At 70.6% G+C, this 17,333-nt stretch carries 14 protein-coding genes; 3 read left to right on the top strand and 11 right to left on the bottom strand.

The window, feature by feature from the left end:
- Positions 1–148: 148 nt before the first annotated feature.
- From ABZS61_RS28090 to ABZS61_RS28075, 4 genes are all read right to left on the bottom strand, one after another.
- Positions 149–1,138 carry a malate dehydrogenase gene (locus ABZS61_RS28090; protein WP_356426983.1) on the bottom strand — a complete coding sequence of 330 codons (990 nt, stop codon included), beginning with the start codon at positions 1,136–1,138 and terminating at the stop codon, positions 149–151.
- A gap of 184 nt (positions 1,139–1,322) precedes the next feature.
- The gene (locus tag ABZS61_RS28085) at positions 1,323–2,453 is read right to left on the bottom strand and encodes an XRE family transcriptional regulator (RefSeq protein ID WP_356426980.1); all 1,131 of its coding nucleotides are present in this window, start codon (positions 2,451–2,453) and stop codon (positions 1,323–1,325) included.
- 430 nt (positions 2,454–2,883) lie between these two features.
- Positions 2,884–3,690, bottom strand: coding sequence for a DUF3017 domain-containing protein (locus tag ABZS61_RS28080; RefSeq protein ID WP_356426977.1), 807 nt, complete (start codon positions 3,688–3,690; stop codon positions 2,884–2,886).
- A 20-nt stretch (positions 3,691–3,710) separates the two neighbouring features.
- Positions 3,711–4,589, bottom strand: a complete 879-nt coding sequence (locus tag ABZS61_RS28075; RefSeq protein ID WP_356426974.1) for a bifunctional methylenetetrahydrofolate dehydrogenase/methenyltetrahydrofolate cyclohydrolase — start codon at positions 4,587–4,589, stop codon at positions 3,711–3,713.
- A 239-nt stretch (positions 4,590–4,828) separates the two neighbouring features.
- Here ABZS61_RS28075 and ABZS61_RS28070 point away from each other — a divergent pair, with 239 nt between their 5' ends.
- Positions 4,829–5,437 (top strand): hypothetical protein, encoded by a 609-nt coding sequence (locus ABZS61_RS28070; protein ID WP_356426971.1) that lies wholly within the window; start codon positions 4,829–4,831, stop codon positions 5,435–5,437.
- A 95-nt stretch (positions 5,438–5,532) separates the two neighbouring features.
- On the opposite strand, the gene ABZS61_RS28065 is transcribed toward ABZS61_RS28070, so the two are convergent.
- From ABZS61_RS28065 to purN, 3 genes are all read right to left on the bottom strand, one after another.
- On the bottom strand, positions 5,533–7,014 hold the full coding sequence (locus ABZS61_RS28065; RefSeq protein ID WP_356426968.1) for a DUF2079 domain-containing protein: 1,482 nt from the start codon (positions 7,012–7,014) through the stop codon (positions 5,533–5,535).
- 173 nt (positions 7,015–7,187) lie between these two features.
- The gene (gene purH / locus ABZS61_RS28060; RefSeq protein WP_356426965.1) at positions 7,188–8,741 is read right to left on the bottom strand and encodes a bifunctional phosphoribosylaminoimidazolecarboxamide formyltransferase/IMP cyclohydrolase; all 1,554 of its coding nucleotides are present in this window, start codon (positions 8,739–8,741) and stop codon (positions 7,188–7,190) included.
- Positions 8,728–9,384: a phosphoribosylglycinamide formyltransferase gene (gene purN / locus ABZS61_RS28055; RefSeq protein WP_356426962.1), complete on the bottom strand. Its 657-nt coding sequence runs from the start codon at positions 9,382–9,384 to the stop codon at positions 8,728–8,730. Before purN ends, purH begins: the two co-directional genes overlap by 14 nt.
- Before the next feature lie 238 nt (positions 9,385–9,622).
- Here purN and ABZS61_RS28050 point away from each other — a divergent pair, with 238 nt between their 5' ends.
- Entirely contained in the window at positions 9,623–10,555 is a 933-nt protein-coding gene (locus ABZS61_RS28050) for a hypothetical protein (RefSeq protein ID WP_356426959.1), read from the top strand.
- Between the two features lie 19 nt (positions 10,556–10,574).
- Here ABZS61_RS28050 and ABZS61_RS28045 read toward each other — a convergent pair whose 3' ends face one another.
- Positions 10,575–12,188 (bottom strand): DUF6350 family protein, encoded by a 1,614-nt coding sequence (locus ABZS61_RS28045; protein WP_356427008.1) that lies wholly within the window; start codon positions 12,186–12,188, stop codon positions 10,575–10,577.
- A 125-nt stretch (positions 12,189–12,313) separates the two neighbouring features.
- Here ABZS61_RS28045 and ABZS61_RS28040 point away from each other — a divergent pair, with 125 nt between their 5' ends.
- On the top strand, positions 12,314–13,507 hold the full coding sequence (locus ABZS61_RS28040; RefSeq protein WP_356426956.1) for a helix-turn-helix domain-containing protein: 1,194 nt from the start codon (positions 12,314–12,316) through the stop codon (positions 13,505–13,507).
- Positions 13,508–13,611: 104 nt separating this feature from the next.
- Here the strand turns inward: ABZS61_RS28040 and sucD are convergent, their stop codons facing one another.
- From sucD to ABZS61_RS28025, 3 genes are all read right to left on the bottom strand, one after another.
- On the bottom strand, positions 13,612–14,496 hold the full coding sequence (sucD, locus tag ABZS61_RS28035) for a succinate--CoA ligase subunit alpha (protein ID WP_356426953.1): 885 nt from the start codon (positions 14,494–14,496) through the stop codon (positions 13,612–13,614).
- Positions 14,497–14,517: 21 nt separating this feature from the next.
- Positions 14,518–15,699, bottom strand: coding sequence for an ADP-forming succinate--CoA ligase subunit beta (sucC, locus tag ABZS61_RS28030; protein ID WP_351175202.1), 1,182 nt, complete (start codon positions 15,697–15,699; stop codon positions 14,518–14,520).
- 371 nt (positions 15,700–16,070) lie between these two features.
- Complete coding sequence (locus ABZS61_RS28025; RefSeq protein WP_356426949.1) at positions 16,071–17,246, bottom strand: VWA domain-containing protein; 1,176 nt, start codon at positions 17,244–17,246, stop codon at positions 16,071–16,073.
- Positions 17,247–17,333 lie beyond the last annotated feature (87 nt).

Here is a 17,333-nt window from a genome sequence, read left to right as displayed (position 1 = left end):
CACCCTCGACGACGCCGACGCTCTCGTCCCGGATCTGCTGAAGTACGCCGACCGGCCACGGACCTCCGCCGAGATGAGGCCCCCGGCAGCACGTGCTGCCGGGGGCGCCTCTTCGCATGGATCCGGTCCGGCCGGGGCCGGAGTCCGGTCAGATCAGGCCGAGCTCGCGGACCGCGTCGCGCTCCTCGGTGAGCTCCTGCACCGAGGCGTCGATGCGCGCACGGGAGAACTCGTTGATGTCCAGGCCCTGGACGATCTCGTACGTGCCGTCCTTCGTGGTGACCGGGAAGGAGGAGATGATGCCCTCGGGGACGCCGTAGGAGCCGTCCGACGGGATGCCCATCGAGGTCCAGTCGCCCTCGGCGGTGCCGTTGATCCACGTGTGCACGTGGTCGATGGCGGCGTTGGCGGCCGAGGCGGCCGAGGACGCGCCACGCGCCTCGATGATCGCGGCGCCACGCTTGGCGACGGTCGGGATGAAGGTGTCGGCCAGCCAGGCCTCGTCGTTGACGACCTCGGCGGCGTTCTTGCCGGCGATCTCCGCGTGGTAGATGTCCGGGTACTGGGTCGCCGAGTGGTTGCCCCAGATCGTCAGCCGCTTGATGTCGGAGACGGCGGCACCGGTCCGCGCGGCCAGCTGCGAGATCGCGCGGTTGTGGTCCAGACGGGTCATCGCGGTGAAGCGCTCGGCCGGTACGTCCGGGGCGGCGGCCTGCGCGATGAGCGCGTTGGTGTTGGCCGGGTTGCCGACGACGAGGACCTTGATGTCGTCCGCGGCGTTGTCGTTGATGGCCTTGCCCTGCGGCTTGAAGATGCCGCCGTTGGCGGAGAGCAGGTCGCCGCGCTCCATGCCCTTCGTACGCGGGCGGGCGCCGACCAGGAGGGCGACGTTCGCGCCGGCGAAGCCGACGTTGGCGTCGTCCGTGATCTCGATGTTGCGCAGCAGCGGGAAGGCGCAGTCGTCGAGCTCCATCGCGGTGCCCTCGGCGGCCTTCAGACCCTGCGGGATCTCGAGGAGTCGCAGGTTGACCGGCACGTCCGGGCCGAGCAGGTGGCCGGAGGCGATGCGGAAGAGCAGCGCGTAGCCGATCTGGCCGGCTGCGCCGGTCACGGTGACATTCACGGGAGTGCGGGTCATGGCGATCTCCGTTAGACAGCTGGCGGTGGGGGTCCCTGCCCCTGGTGCTGGATATCTCTGAATCTTGATGTGAAGAGATATCCAGCGGTCAGGCTATCCGACCCCGGTCCCCCCGGCCGCCCACCCCCCTGTGGGACCGCACACAGCCGGTCACGTACCGCAGCTGTCCGTCCGCCCGTATGTCCTACTCAGGTGTGGTGCAGCCCTCCGTACCGGAGGCGAGCGTCGCGCAAGCCTTCGCGTCCGAAGCCTTCTTCACCGCGACCATCGGGGTGTACGCGTCCGCGTCCGCGTCGACCGTGCCGTCCTGCGCGCCCGCGCCCCCGCCCGCGCTGATCCGAACGGTGTCTCCGGGGGTGGCCTTCGTTATACGGGCCCACGCGGCCGCACAGGTCTTGCTGTAACGGACCTCGACGAGGCTGGCGCCCACCGTTGCCCTGGAGACCGTGCTCGCGAACTGGCCTCCGCAGCCCATGGCTTCCGGGTCCTGTCCGGTGCACGCCGCGCCGGTGCACTCGACCCCGGCCGGCAGCTCCGGCGCGGCGGTGCTCGGCTCGGCGGACGGGGTCACGGCCTTGTTCCCACCGTCGTCCGCGCCCAGATCGGTGAGCAGCACCGCGCCGGCTATCACGAGCAGGGCGCCCACCACACCCACGAGGAACATCGTCAGCTTGCGACGGCTGCCGGGCTGTCCGGCCCGCCTCGCGCGCCGGTCCGGCGGCTGCGCCCCCGCACCGGCGGCGTGGAATCCGTCCGCGGGACCGGCGCCGCCCGGGGCACCTGCATCCGGCCCCGCCCCGTGCCGCGGCTGCTGCGGGATGCGCGGAACGGCTCCCCGCTGGACCGGTACGGACGGTGGACGGCTCGCGTCGCGCATGTCCTCCCCGGGCCCTGGCGCGGTGGAGACCCCTGCTCCCGCGCCCGCCCGTCCACCGGACCGGTTGCTCCGGCCGGCCGCGGGGGCCGAGGTCGGCCCGAACTCGCCGAGCGCCGCACGCGCCTGCGAGATCCGTATGGCTTCCATCGTCATGTCGTGGCGCATCTCGGAGCGGCTCCAGGCACGCTCCGCCAGCTCCCACATGGTCGTCAGGTGGTTCTGGTTGGTGCCTGTCACCTCGGCGAGCGCGACGATCGCTCCCTTGGGCGCGAGCAGCCTGCCGTTGAGATAACGCTCCCAGGACGTCTTGCTGTAGCCCGTGCGGTCAGCCACCGCGGCGATGCTCAGCCCGCTCCGGTCGACCAGCCTGCGCAGCTGGTTGGCGAACTCCTTGACCTGCGGGTCGAGTTCCTCCGGTAGTGCCTTCCAACGAGGCATTACTCCCCCTCATCCAATTCCCCCGAACGTGCCCGACGCGCCCCCGCTCCGTGACACCGAGTCCCGACGCCCCACTCAGAACCGGCGGTCTCCCGCTTCTGAACTACCCACGAGGATGCGTAAAGCCAAGGTGTCAGTTCCTCACAGGGGGGCGCATGGGTGCATTCGGCGTCACCACACGCTCCGTCGTACGCCTGTGGCGTATGCCGGATCAGTCTGCCATCGTTGCGCGGCGATCACACCGTGGCGGAATGGTCACTTCCGTGCCACAGGCCACCGCCATCCCTTGAACCGGACACCTCATGTCCATGAGCCTGGAGGCAGGACGGGGCAAGGCCGCTCAAGTCACCGCATTCCGGCGTTTCTTGCTCCGGGACGTCCCGTCCGGTGTCCGTCCCTCCTCGGGGGAGGGGACGGACACCCCGGACTTCTAGCGGATGGTGAAGTGGACGACGTCCTCCAGGATGGGGACGTCCAGCCACGGCTTGGGCTGCGCCATCAGCGCGAGCAGGACGATCAGGGTGCCCATCAGGCCGTACGTGACGAGGTCGGTGAACCGGGACCGCACGGCGAGCATGCCGACCGAGGGAACCACCCAGCGCAGCACCGCCCCCGCGAGGAGGGCGAAGCCCATCAGCATCGCGCCGATCCTGAAGGCTTGGTCGAAGGGGTCGGCCCCCACGATCAGCAGCCCGACACCGGCGGTGCAGAGCACGGTGAGCAGCGGCCACTGCCGGGCGGGCGCGGGAGCGTCCCCCGGCGCCGCACGGCCGCCGCCCTCGGGGCGGGCGGTGTCACGGGTCAGCGAGAAGCGCCGCGAAGGCGCCCGGGTCGAGCCGCCGCCGGCACCCGCCGGGGACACCGCCTCGGACTCACCCGCCGCCGGGGACACCGCCTCGGACTCACCCGCCGCCGGGGACACCGCCTCGGACTCGCCTGCCGCCGGGGACACCGCCTCGGACTCGCCTGCCGCCGGTGCCTCGTCGGACTCACCGACCACCGGTGCTTCGTCGGACGTGGACCCACCGACCGCGAGCGCCTCGTCGGACTCACCCGTCGTGGGCGGCCCAGCCGGAACGTCGGTCGCAGCCGTCTCATCCGGACCGTCCGTCACTACCACCTCATCCGCACCCTTGGTCGAAACCGCCTCGTCCGGACCGCTGGGCTCAACCGCCTCGTCCGTCTCAACAGCCTCGTCGGCGCGCGTACCGTCCGCCGGACTCGTACCAGCACCCATGACGCTCCTACCGGCCCGGATCAGCCGGCGGAGACGGCAGAGGCATCGGCCGCCGCACGCTCGGCCGCCTCGACCACGTTGACCAGCAGCTGGGCACGGGTCATGGGTCCGACACCGCCCGGGTTCGGGGCGACCCACGCGGCGACCTCGGCGACACCGGGGTGCACATCGCCGACGATCTTGCCGTTCTCGTCCCTGCTGACGCCGACGTCGAGCACGGCCGCGCCCGGCTTCACGTCCTCGGGCTTGATGAGGTGCGGGACACCGGCGGCGGCGACGATGATGTCGGCCTGCTTGAGGTGGGCCGAGAGATCACGCGTGCCGGTGTGGCACTGGGTGACGGTCGCGTTCTCGGACTTACGGGTCAGCAGCAGCGGGATCGAGCGGCCGATGGTGACACCGCGCCCGACGACCACCACATGAGCACCGTTGATCTCCACACCGTGCTTGCGGAGCAGCGTGACGACACCCTGCGGGGTGCAGGGCAGCGGGCCGGTCTCGTTCAGCACGAGCTTGCCGAGGCTCATGGGGTGCAGCCCGTCGGCGTCCTTCGCCGGGTCCATCAGCTCGAGGACACGGTTGGTGTCGATGCCCTTGGGAAGGGGGAGCTGCACGATGTAGCCCGTGCATTCGGGGTTGGCGTTGAGCTCCCGTACGACCTCCTCGATGTCCTCCTGGGTGGCGGTGTCGGGGAGTTCACGCTGGATGGAGCCGATGCCGACCTGTGCGCAGTCACGGTGCTTGCCGTTCACGTACCACCGGCTGCCAGGGTCGTCCCCGACGAGCAGGGTTCCCAGGCCGGGGGTGATGCCCTGCGCCTTGAGGGCCGCCACGCGGACGGTCAGATCGGATTTGATCGCAGCTGCGGTGGCCTTGCCATCGAGAATCTGGGCAGTCATGACACCTATCCTCGCGGATGACCCCACCCGCATACCAATTCTGGGTTGCACCGTGGACACGAGGTTGCACTTGCACAACGCATTCGCCTGTTGACTGGACAGAAAGCCGATGTCAGGACGACGATGAGGCGCGCAGTACCGCGGACAGTGTCGGGGGGACCAACCGTATTCAGACTTGCGCATCATTCCTCCGCCCGGACCGCGTCGTCCCCGCACATTTGCAACGGAGGAATTTCGCCATGAGCTTCGGCGACCCCAACAACCCCTACGGCCAGCAGCAGGGCCAGCAGCCGGGCGGGCAGCAGCCGGGCTACGGCTATCCGCAGCAGGCCCCCCAGGGCGTGCCGCAGCAGGGCTACGGCTATCCGCAGGCGCCGCCGGTCCAGGGCGGCTACGGCGGCTTCCCCGGCATTCCCACGGAGATGCCAGGCGGCGTGAAGTCCGCGCGGGTCATGCTCTACGTGATCGCCGGCCTCCAGCTGATCGGGGCGATCATCTTCGCGATCGCCGCCGCGGCCGTGAACGCCGCCAAGAACGACGCCTCGTTGCAGGAGGACGTCCAGTTCCAGGAGCTCGCGGACTACTCGGGCAACGCCCTGTGGGGCATCGTCGCCTTCGCGGTGCTTTGGGGTGTCCTCGCCGTGTTCCTCGCCGTGAAGTTCGGCAGCGGTGGCAACGGCATCCGCATCACCGCGATGGTCTTCGGCGTGATCACCGCGATCCTCGGCATCTACCCGTTCATCGTGGTCGGCCTCGTCCACACCGTTCTGGCCGTCCTCGTCGTCGTCTTCGTGGCGAAGTCCGACGGTGGCAGCTGGTTCAACCGCCGGCAGCAGCCGCAGTACTGATCCACCGGGTGGAGTGCAGTCCACCGGCAAGGCCGCAGCTCCCGTGTTCCGCGGGGCCTGCGGCCTTCGGCGTTCTCCGGGCCTCGCGGCTGTGCTCAGGAGCGGAAACCGGACGGCGCCGGGGTGGTCCGCTCCATCACGATGAAGGGCCCCGACCGGTGCTTGAGGCGGTACCGCGCCTCGGGATGCAGCTGCTGCGCGTATTTCACCGGGTCCTCGATCGGCGTCGACCAGCCGAAGTCCAGGTTGATCGCGACGATGTCGGGAGCGGTACCGGGGGCGCCGCCGACCCAGTACACCGTGCGGTCACCGGTCAGGTGTGCCATCAGGGTGATGTCCGTCTCCACGCGCGCACCCTCGGGGATGGCGTCCAGAGCCTCCTCGGCCGCCTCGACGCGCGCGTCGGAGCGGTAGAACTCCGGGCGCAGCAGGTCGCGCAGGGGAAGGTGCTGGGTGAGGGTCACGGCGATCGCGGCTGCCACGGGCACGGCGACGTTCGCGTACGCGAGGAGCCAGGGCCGATGCGAGGCGCGGCTCCGGCGAATGCCGTCGGCCATCGCCAGGAAGACGACCGGCATGAGGATCGCGCTGTAGTGCCAGACCATGCCCCAGTGGTTGGAGTCCTGGGACAGCAGCCGCCAGCCGAGCGTGGGCAGGACGAGCAGGATCAGGGGTGAGCGCAGCGCCATGAACGCGGTGATGCCGACCAGGAAGATCAGCATCTCCACCTTGACGGAGGAGTCGAGGACGCCGAGGACGGAGTCGAGCAGGGAGACCTCCTGCTCACCGTTCTTGTCGATCTTCTTCCAGTAGTCGTACGTGCCCGCACTGCTGGCCGCCGGTATGAGGACGAGCACGGTCAGCGCGAAGGCGAACACTCCGAAGGCCGCCAGCAGCAGTCCCTGGAGCCGTCGCCCGTAGAGGGCGAGGAGGGCTCCGACGACCGCGACGGTGACCCCGAGGTCCTCCTTGATCAGGACCAGGGGCAGCGCCCAGAGGACTGCGGCCGTCCAGCGCTGCAGAAGGAGCGCGCGGCAGACGAGGGCGATCAGTGGGACGGCGAACGCTATTTCGTGGAAGTCGGCCTTCACCGCCTCCTGGAGGCCCCAGGAGAGCCCGTACGCGACCGTTGCACAGAGACCGGAACGGCCGCCCAGGATCTGCTGGACGGTACGCCCCACGATGACTGCGGAGGCAGCGAACAGGGCGGACTGGGCGAACAGCAGCGCGAGGGCGGAAGGCCAGATCCAGTAGAGGGGGACGAGGAGCGCCACCACGGGGCTGAAGTGGTCGCCGAGTATCAGATAGCCGGGGCCCTTGATGTTGACGACCGGGGCGTTGAACCCGGCGTACGCGCGCACCTCCTGTTCGAAGATGCCCAGGTCCCAGGAGGGCGATTCGAAGTGGCTGTACCGCAGATACGCGTAAAGGAAGTAGAGCGTGCACAGGAGTGCGGCCACGATCAGATAGGGGCGCAGCGGCCCGGGGCTCGACGGACCGCCGGGCCGGTCGGGGGCCGTTTCCGGCTGCTCCCGGTCGTCGGGCACGTCCGTGTCGCTCTGGTTCAGGTCAAGCACGATGCCCCCGCAACGGATTCCCTCGCTGGTCTCTGCCGGTCGTACCGGTCCAGCCCTTACGGCCCGACAAGGCCATTCATTAGAACAGAGGGACGACTGATCTCCGTACGCCGGGACGCGGCACAGGCCGCACCCGGAGCGGGTGCGGCCTGTGCCGGATCACTGCGGGCTCGTCAGTGGAAGAAGTGACGCGTTCCCGTGAAGTACATGGTCACGCCGGCCTTCTTCGCCGCCTCGATCACCAGTTCGTCGCGGACCGAGCCGCCCGGCTGGGCCACGGCCCTGATCCCGGCGGCGGTGAGGATCTCCAGGCCGTCGGGGAAGGGGAAGAAGGCGTCGGACGCGGCGTACGCACCGCGCGCCCGCTCCTCGCCGGCCCGCTCGACGGCGAGCTTGGCGGAGTCGACGCGGTTGACCTGGCCCATGCCGACGCCGACCGAGGCGCCGCCCTTGGCGAGCAGGATCGCATTGGACTTGACCGCACGGCAGGCCTTCCACGCGAAGGCGAGCTCCCTGAGCTCGTCCGCGGAGAGCGCCTCGCCGGTCGCGAGGGTCCAGGCGGCCGGGTCGTCGCCGTCGGCCTGGAGCCGGTCGGTGACCTGGAGCAGCGCGCCGCCGTCGATGGGCTTCACCTCGAACGCGGAGGTCAGGGCGTCGGGGCAGCGCAGCACCCGGATGTTCTTCTTGCGGGCGAGGATCTCGACCGCCCCGTCCTCGTACGCCGGGGCGACGATGACCTCGGTGAAGATCTCCGCGACCTGCTCGGCGAGCGCCACGGTCACCGGGCGGTTGACGGCGATGACACCGCCGAAGGCCGACAGCGGGTCGCAGGCGTGGGCGTTGCGGTGCGCCTCGGCGACGTCGTCCGCGATCGCGATGCCGCACGGGTTGGCGTGCTTGATGATCGCGACGCACGGCTCGGCGTGGTCGTACGCGGCCCGGCGCGCGGCGTCGGTGTCCGTGTAGTTGTTGTAGGACATCTCCTTGCCGTGCAGCTGCTCGGCCTCGGCGAGGCCGCCCTCGCCGGAGGTGTACAGCGCGGCGGGCTGGTGCGGGTTCTCGCCGTAGCGCAGGACGTTCTTGCGTACGAAGGTGTCGCCGAGGAACTCGGGGAGGCCCGAGTCGTCCGAGGCCGCGTAGTCGTCCGCGAACCAGGAGGCGACGGCCACGTCGTACGACGCGGTGTGCCGGAACGCCTCGGCGGCGAGCCGCTTGCGGGCGGTCAGGTCGAAGCCGCCGGACCTGACCGCGGCCAGGACGTCGGCGTAGCGCTCGGGGCTGGTCACGACCGCCACGGACGGGTGGTTCTTGGCGGCGGCGCGGACCATCGAGGGGCCGCCGATGTCGATCTGTTCCACGCACTCGTCGTCGGACGCGCCGGAGGCGACGGTCTCCTTGAACGGGTACAGGTTGACGACCACGAGGTCGAACGGCTCCACGCCGAGCTCGGCGAGCTGCTCACGGTGGGCGTCCAGACGCAGGTCCGCGAGGATGCCGGCGTGCACCCGGGGGTGCAGCGTCTTGACACGGCCGTCGAGGCACTCGGGGAAGCCGGTGAGCTCCTCGACCTTGGTGACCGGCACCCCGGCTGCAGCGATCTTCCCGGCGGTGGAGCCGGTGGAGACCAGCTCGACACCCGCCTCGTGGAGACCGCGGGCGAGGTCCTCGAGCCCCGTCTTGTCGTAGACACTGACCAGAGCGCGGCGGATGGGCTTATTCACTGACATGACCGAGATGAACCTTTCGTCCCTCAATGCGATAGCCGTCGCGGGCGAGCCGCCCTACGGCCTCGACGAGCAGCTTGCGCTCGACTTCCTTGATGCGTTCGTGGAGGGCCGCTTCGCCCTCCGGGGTGTCCTCTTCGGTCACCTCGACCACGCCCTGCGCGATGATCGGACCGGTGTCGACGCCGTCGTCGACGAAGTGGACGGTGCACCCGGTGACCTTCACGCCGTACGCGAGCGCGTCGCGCACGCCGTGGGCACCGGGAAAGCTGGGGAGCAGGGCGGGGTGGGTGTTGATGAACCGGCCGCCGAACCCGGCGAGGAAGCTCTTGCCCACGATCTTCATGAACCCCGCGGACACGACGAGGTCCGGGCGGTGTTCCGCCACGGCGTCGGCCAGGGCGGCGTCCCACTCCTCGCGGGTCGCGTACTCGCCGACCTTGCACACGAACGTGGGGAGCCCGGCACGCTCGGCGCGCTCGAGGCCGAGGGTGCCGTAACGGTCCGCGCCGACCGCGACGATCCGGGCGCCGTAGCCCTCGGGGTCGTCACCGATGGCGTCGAGCAGGGCTTGCAGGTTCGTGCCCGAGCCGGAGACCAGGACAACCAGACGGGCCGGAGCGGCGGGAGGGGGCGGGGAGGCCACGGCAGGGCCCTTTCTCGCGTGGTAAGACAGGTGCGATGTGCTGGAGATGCGTTTGTATGGTCGTACGAAAGAACTTCGCCCCTCGATACGGGGAACTCTACGAACGGGCCGACCGTCAGCAACGATACCGGCACACCCAGCGGCCCCCACGGGACGGGGGCGTGGCCGGGAGGTAGCGTCAGGGGACAGGGAACCGTCCTCCGGGCGGAAATGACGAGATGGGGAAGACGTTCACCACATGCCGGACCGCCTCCGCACCGCCTTTGGCCACCCGCTGCCCGAGCGGACCTTCACGCTGATGCGGGAACGCCGGTCCTCATCGCCGGACTCCTCCTCATCGCCGGACTCCTCCGCGACGGGCTCCTCCGCGACGGGCTCCTCCGGCGCACCGGACTCCCCGTCGGCGCCTGGCTCCACCTCCCCTTCCGACGACAATCCGTTCGCCGCCCCGCCCGAGGACCGGCCCGACCAGCCCTGGCAGCCGCGCCGCCCGTCCCACGGGGCGGGAAAGAACGTCAGCGGCGGTAACGGCGAGGATCCGTCCGACGACCGCCCCGTCTGGGGCAGCCAGTGGAGTGACCAGCAGCCGGGCCGGCAGAACGGCGGCTTCGGCAGCCGTCCCGGCGGTACCGGCGGGCAGGGCGGCCAGGGCCAAGGACCCGAGGGCAACCCCGGCGGACTGCGCTGGGACCCGACCGACCCCGCGCAGCGCCGCGCGCGCTACGCGGTGCTGGGCGGCATGTGGGCGTTCTTCTTCGCCCTCTTCGACTTCCCCGAGATCGCGCTGCTCCTCGGCGCACTCGCTGTGTACTGGTCGGTCAGCGCCCTGCGCGCGGGACCACGGAAGACCCCGGCGCAGAGCGCCGCCCCCGGCGCGACGGGTGGTGGGGCCCCGGACCGTGCCCCCGCACCCACACCGCCCGGTGCTCCTCCGGTGGCACCGCCCGTGGGTGCGCCGCAGATCAGCGGCAGGCAGCAGACCACGGCGGCTGTCAGCGGTCTGGTCACCGCGCTGCTCGCTCTGCTGATCGTCGCCACGTCGTTCACGGTGCAGCTGGTCTACCGCGACTACTACACCTGCGTGAACGACGCCCTCACCAAGTCCGGCGCCCTGGCCTGCAACGATCTGCTGCCGGAGCCGCTGGAGCCCTTCTTCGGCGTGAAGAAGTAGCGCCCGGGCAAGCCGCCCGTTACGAAGCAGTCCCCCGGTCGGGTTCCGGGTGCCCCTGGGCATCCGGAACCCGGCCGGTCGGCGTTTCGTCACCCTTCACCGAGGGGCTGTCGCCACCGGGGACTGCGGGGAAGTCCGCCATCAACCCGCCGGAACTCTTCTGGAGCGAGGCCCAGCGCGCCTTCCTGGCATCGTCCTCGTGCCACGGGTCGGTCGGCAGGAATTCGTAGAGCTCCGAGTCCGGGAGCCCGGCTTCCGCCCCGTCCTCGCCGCCGCTCTTCCCCGTCGCCCTGTCTTCCCCTTTCCCGTCGGCCAGCCCCTTCGGCTCCTCCTCCGCACGTTCCACCGGATTCCGCCGCCACCCCCACGGGTGTTCCCGCAGCCGCCAGAACCTGAGCAGCAGTGCCACCGGTACGCCGATCACGGCCGTCCAGCCCAGCGCGGCGGGCCCCACCAGCCACCACACGGGCCCGAACTCCGCCAGCGCCCCGGTGCCCATCGGCCCGCCCGACGCCGCGGACAGCACCGCCGCACCCACTCCGCATCCGACAGCCCCCAGCATCGCCGCCAGCGCCGTGTCCCGTGGACTCCAGGCCTCCTCGCGCACCCCGTCACCGGGAGCCGCCCCCCGCGCCGTGAAGCGGGCGACCGCGAGGCCGGCGGCGACGGGCACCGCCACCGCCGCCCAGTTCGCGGCCGTTCCCGGCCCCGGGGACGGCACGGCGGCCAGCAGGGGGAAGTCGGGCAGGGCCGGATGCCCGGTGAAGGCGAGCGGGGTGGCCGTGGACGCCGTACCGAGGGCGAAACCGGGCCCGAGGCCGTACGCCGCACCCCACATCGCCGCATTCGGTACGAGAGCCAGCGCCAGCAGCAGGACGGCGGCCCGGTCCGCCCAGTGGCCGGACAGTGCGAGGTAGGACTCCCGGGCGGCTCCCCCGTGCCACAGCAGCGCCACGGCGACCACGAGAGCGCCCCCGCCGAGCAGCACCGTCACACCGGCTGCCGCCGACCGGAGGACCGTCTGCGTGCCGGCCCGGAACCGGGACCTGGCGACAGCCTCCTGCAGCTTCAGCGGCGCCCAGACCATCAGCGGACCCACCGGGCGCCCGCACGCCGCCCAGACCCCGGCCGCAGCCGCACCAGCCACCACCACGGTGAGCGGGAAGGCGAGAGAGGTCCGCTCGGCAGGCAGCCCGCCGCCCCGTGCGTACGCCGCTGCGGCCAGCGCCACCAGCAGGTATCCGGCGGTCACCGCGAAGAACGCGCCGACGGCCGAATGCCTCACCGCCGACCCTTCCTCCGGTTCCGCGGAATCCCGTGCGGCCCGGTGGACCAGCCACACCGGCAGCACGACGAGGAGCAGCGGGACGGTCGCCACGGGGGCCGGGTTCCCGCTCAGGGTGTCGGTCCTGACGAGCTCCGCGCCGTGGGCGAGGAGCCACAGCCCGGTCGCCGCATGGAGGGCTTCACCCGGGCCGCTGTCGGGGTAGGGGGAGCTGATCCACAGCACCATGACCAGGACGGACAGCGAGCCGAGCCCGAGCCCCGCCGCGATCGCCCCGCGTACAAAGGCGGAGGCCAGTGCGGCCGACCTGCTCCGCTCGGCAGGCAACATCGGGCTGCGCTCGGTCACTTGGGTCACCCGGCCATGCTCCCAACGACACGCGCTTATTCCGTGTAACGGGCGAATGGCCGCTGTGTCGCTCAATATACGCTTATGTACTTTTTCACCCAGTGCAGTGTCGACGGGGGCCGGACATGACACGGAGCCCCACCGGTCCGGTCACCGCCGCACCGTTGCCCTCCCCCAAGGAGCGCCGACGGCTGCGCGAGGCAAGGGCGCTGAGTGAGGAGCAGGTCGCGGAGGCCGTGGGCGTCACCGCTGCCACCGTCCGCGCCTGGGAGACAGGGCGCACCAGCCCACGGGGCCGTAAGCGCACGGCGTACTCCAGGCTGATCGGCTCCGCAGACACCCGCACGGGACCGCAGGAATCTCCGTCCCCCACCGTCGAAGCCACCGGGAGCACCACGATGTCCCCGACCGAGCCCGGCACCGGAACAGGCGCCGCCGCAGGCACCGAGGCGGCTCCTGTCCCCTCCTCCACACCCGCGGCACCGGCGCGGGCGGGGTTCACAGCCGCCGAAGAAGCGTTCGACTCCTTGTACACACGCATCGCGACCGGCCTCGTCCACCAGACGTACCTGCTGACCGGACGCCGGAATCTGTCCCACGAGGCCGTCGAGCACGCCTTCCAGCTCGCCTGGCAGCGCTGGCCCGAGGTCGCCAGGGACCGCGACCCGGGAGGCTGGGTGCGCGCGGCGGCGTACGAATACGCGATGTCACCCTGGCACCGGCTGCGCCGTGCCCACCGCCACCCCGACGCGCTGCCCGAGGATCCGGGGAGACGCGCACTGCTCGACGCACTGCTCGCCATGCCGCCGGCACACCGGCGCACCCTGCTGCTCTACGACGGTGTGGGCCTGGACCTGCCGGAGACGGCTGCCGAGACCGAGGCGAGCACCCCGGCGGCGGCGAGCCGGCTACTGAACGCACGGGCCGCCATCGCCGAGCGGCTGCCCGAACTGGCGGATCCCGTGTCCCCCGGTGAGCAGTCCGCCCTGCTCCAGGAGCGGCTCGGCTCGCTCGCCCTCACCGAACAGGTGCCCGCACCACCACCGGCCCGGGCCGTCCGCAGGGGCAGCGAACGCAAGGCCGAACTCTGGACCCGGGCGGCGATCTGCTTCGCCGTGCTGCTCATCGGCACGACGGCGTTCACCCTGAAGACCGCTCCCACGCAGTACGAACAGCCGATCGCGCCGGCCGAGCGGGTCGGCGGCGTGCCCCCGCGCGGCGGCCCGGAGAAGTTGACCCCGCAGGATCTGGAACTGCAGAAGAAGCTGCGCGGCGAGCTCGCGCACGGCCCGGAACGCCTCGTGCCGCGGATCCCCTGACCGGTACGGCAACGGCTCGGGCCCGCACCCCTCGCAGGAGGGGTGCGGGCCCGAGCCGTTGCTGCGGTGACGCGGTGCCGCGGCGGACAGGCCGCGGCGCGCGATCAGCCGCCGAGGATCTCGCGCGCCAGCTTGGCGGTCTCGGTCGGCGTCTTGCCCACCTTCACGCCGGCGGCCTCGAGGGCCTCCTTCTTGGCGGCGGCGGTGCCGGAGGAGCCGGAGACGATGGCGCCCGCGTGGCCCATGGTCTTGCCCTCGGGGGCGGTGAAGCCCGCGACGTAACCGACGACCGGCTTCGTGACGTTCTTCGCGATGTAGTCGGCCGCACGCTCCTCGGCGTCGCCGCCGATCTCGCCGATCATCACGATGAGGTCGGTCTCGGGGTCCGCCTCGAACGCCGCGAGGGCGTCGATGTGCGTGGTGCCGATGACCGGGTCGCCACCGATGCCGACGGCGGAGGAGAAGCCGATGTCACGGAGCTCGTACATCATCTGGTAGGTCAGCGTGCCCGACTTGGACACGAGACCGATGCGGCCGGGCTTGGTGATGTCGCCCGGGATGATGCCGGCGTTGGACTGACCGGGGGTGATCAGGCCGGGGCAGTTCGGGCCGATGATCCGGGTCTTGTTGCCCTTCGCGCCGGCGTACGCCCAGAAGGCGGCCGAGTCGTGGACAGCGATGCCCTCGGTGATCACGACGGCCAGCGGGATCTCGGCGTCGATCGCCTCGACGACAGCGGCCTTCGCGAAGGCCGGCGGCACGAAGAGAACCGACACGTCGGCGCCGGTCTTCTCGATCGCCTCGGCGACGGACCCGAAGACGGGTACCTCGGTGCCGTCGAAGTCGACGGAGGTACCGGCCTTGCGCGGGTTCACGCCACCGACGATGTTGGTGCCGTCGGCCAGCATGAGCTTGGTGTGCTTCATGCCCGTGGCGCCGGTCATCCCCTGGACGATGACCTTGCTGTCCTTGGTGAGGAAGATAGCCATGGTGTTGGAGTCCCTCGTCCCTTACTTCGCAGCCGCGGCGAGCTCGGCGGCCTTGTCGGCCGCGCCGTCCATGGTGTCCACACGCTGCACGAGCGGGTGGTTGGCGTCGGAGAGGATCTTGCGACCCAGCTCCGCGTTGTTGCCGTCGAGGCGCACGACGAGCGGCTTGGTGACCGCTTCGCCCTTGGACTTGAGCAGCTCAAGCGCCTGGACGATGCCGTTGGCGACCTCGTCGCACGCGGTGATGCCACCGAAGACGTTGACGAAGACGGACTTGACGTCCGGGTCGCCGAGGATGATCTCCAGGCCGTTCGCCATGACCTCTGCGGAGGCGCCGCCACCGATGTCGAGGAAGTTGGCGGGCTTCACGTTGCCGTGGTTCTCACCGGCGTACGCGACGACGTCCAGCGTCGACATGACCAGACCGGCACCGTTACCGATGATGCCGACCTCGCCCTCGAGCTTGACGTAGTTGAGGTTCTTGGCCTTGGCGGCAGCCTCGAGCGGGTTGGCCGCGGCCTTGTCCTCGAGGGCCTCGTGGCCGGGCTGACGGAAGTCGGCGTTCTCGTCGAGAGACACCTTTCCGTCCAGGGCCAGGATCCGGCCGTCCTTGGTCTTCACCAGCGGGTTGACCTCGACGAGGAGGGCGTCCTCGGCGACGAAGGTGTCCCACAGGGTCACCATGGCCTCGGCGACACCCTCGGCCACGTCGGCCGGGAACTTCGCCTGGGCCACGATCTCGCGGGCCTTGACGATGTCGACGCCGTCCACGGCGTTGACCGGGACCTTCGCGAGGGCCTCGGGGGTCTTCTCCGCGACCTCCTCGATGTCCATGCCGCCCTGCACCGAGGCCATGGCCAGGAAGGTGCGGTTGGTGCGGTCGAGGAGGTACGAGACGTAGTACTCCGCCTCGATCTCCGGGGACAGCTCGGCGATCATCACGTTGTGGACCGTGTGGCCCTTGATGTCCATGCCGAGGATGTCGGTCGCACGGGCGACCGCCTCGTCGGGGTTGGCGGCCAGCTTGACGCCACCGGCCTTGCCGCGGCCGCCGACCTTCACCTGCGCCTTGACGACTGACTTGCCGCCCAGCCGCTCGGTCGCCTCGCGGGCTGCCTCAGGCGTGTCGATGACTTCACCGGCCAGCACCGGTACACCGTGCTTGGCGAAGAGGTCCCTCGCCTGGTACTCGAACAGGTCCACGCGCGTCCGTCCCTTTTAGTGGTCTCGCGGTTGGTTTTCTGCGTGGGCGTGCCGCGAAGGGCAACGTGACTGCGCGGTCACTAGGGAGGCGTACACGGTGTCCGGGTACGCGGCATGTCCATCCGGCAGGTTATCCCCGCGTTCCGCAGGACCCTAAATTGCAGATCACACCTGAGCGGTGATTACGGTCACAGATCGCGCTGGTGGCCGGGTTGTGAGGGACAAAACGGCATGTCCGTACGGGTGCGACGGCGCCACTCGACCGGTGAGCGGGGATCCGGATCCGGTCAGCCGGGTACTCCGGAGCAGTGACGGAGCGCTCTGGAGCCGTGACGGATCGCTCCGGAACCCCACGGTCCGCCCGGCAGTACTCAGGCCGGGACCTCGCTGTCCGGTATCGGCAGGGGACGTTTCTCGATGGCGGCGGCCATGACTTCGGGAAAGAGGTCCGGTGTGCAGGCGAAGGCCGGTGCGCCGAGCGCCCCCAGCGCGGCCGCATGCTCCCGGTCGTAGGCGGGTGCGCCCTCGTCCGAGAGCGCGAGGAGTGTCACGAACTGCACGCCGGAAGCCTTCATGGCAGCGACCCGCTTGATCATCTCGTTGCGGATGCCGCCCTCGTAGAGATCGCTGATGAGCACGACGACGGTGTCGGCGGGACGGGTGATCTTCGATTGGCAGTAGGCGAGCGCCCGGTTGATGTCCGTACCTCCGCCGAGCTGGACGCCGAACAGGACGTCGACCGGGTCGTCGAGCTGGTCGGTGAGGTCGACCACGGCGGTGTCGAACACGACGAGCCGGGTCGCCAGCGTGCGCATGGAAGCGAGCACCGCTCCGAAGACCGAGGCGTGGACGACGGATGCCGCCATGGACCCCGACTGGTCGATACAGAGGATGACGTCCTTCTTCACCGACTGCGCCGCCCGCCCGTATCCGATGAGGCGCTCGGGGACGATCGTGCGGTGTTCCGGCAGATAGTTCTTGAGGTTGGCCCGGATGGTGCGGTCCCAGTCGATGTCCCGGTGCCGTGGCCTGCTGATCCGCGCCGAGCGGTCCAGCGCCCCGGTGAGCGTCGCTCTCGTACGGGTGGCCAGCCGCTTCTCGAGATCCTCGACGACCTTGCGGACGACCGCGCGTGCCGTCTCCTTCGTCGTCTCGGGCATGGCCTTGCTGAGCGAGAGCAGCGTGCCGACGAGGTGGACGTCCGGCTCGACGGCCTCCAGCATCTCCGGCTCCAGGAGCAGGGCGGACAGTCCGAGGCGGTCGATCGCGTCGCGCTGCATGATCTGGACGACGGAGCTCGGGAAGTAGGTGCGGATGTCGCCGAGCCAGCGGGCGACGGAAGGCGCTGACGCCCCGAGCCCCGCGGACCGCTCGTGGCCGCCCCTGCCGCCCGGCTTCTTCCCACCGCCGTACAGGGCGGTCAGCGCACCGTCCATCGCGACGTCGCGGCCGGCGAGCGTGCAGCCCGTGCTCTCGGCGCTGTCCGCGCCGAGCACCATGCGCCAGCGGCGCAGCCGCTCTTCCCCGTTGTCCGGAGCTGCTGTCATCGCCCTCTCCCCTTCTCCGGTCCTCGCCGTGTCCGTGGTCATCCGGCCGCCTGTATCCGTGGTCGTCCGGCCGTCTGTGCCCGTGGC

Source organism: Streptomyces sp. NPDC005566 (genome assembly GCF_040605575.1).
GTDB lineage: Bacteria > Actinomycetota > Actinomycetes > Streptomycetales > Streptomycetaceae > Streptomyces.
This window is presented reverse-complemented; position numbering and strand designations above follow the sequence as displayed.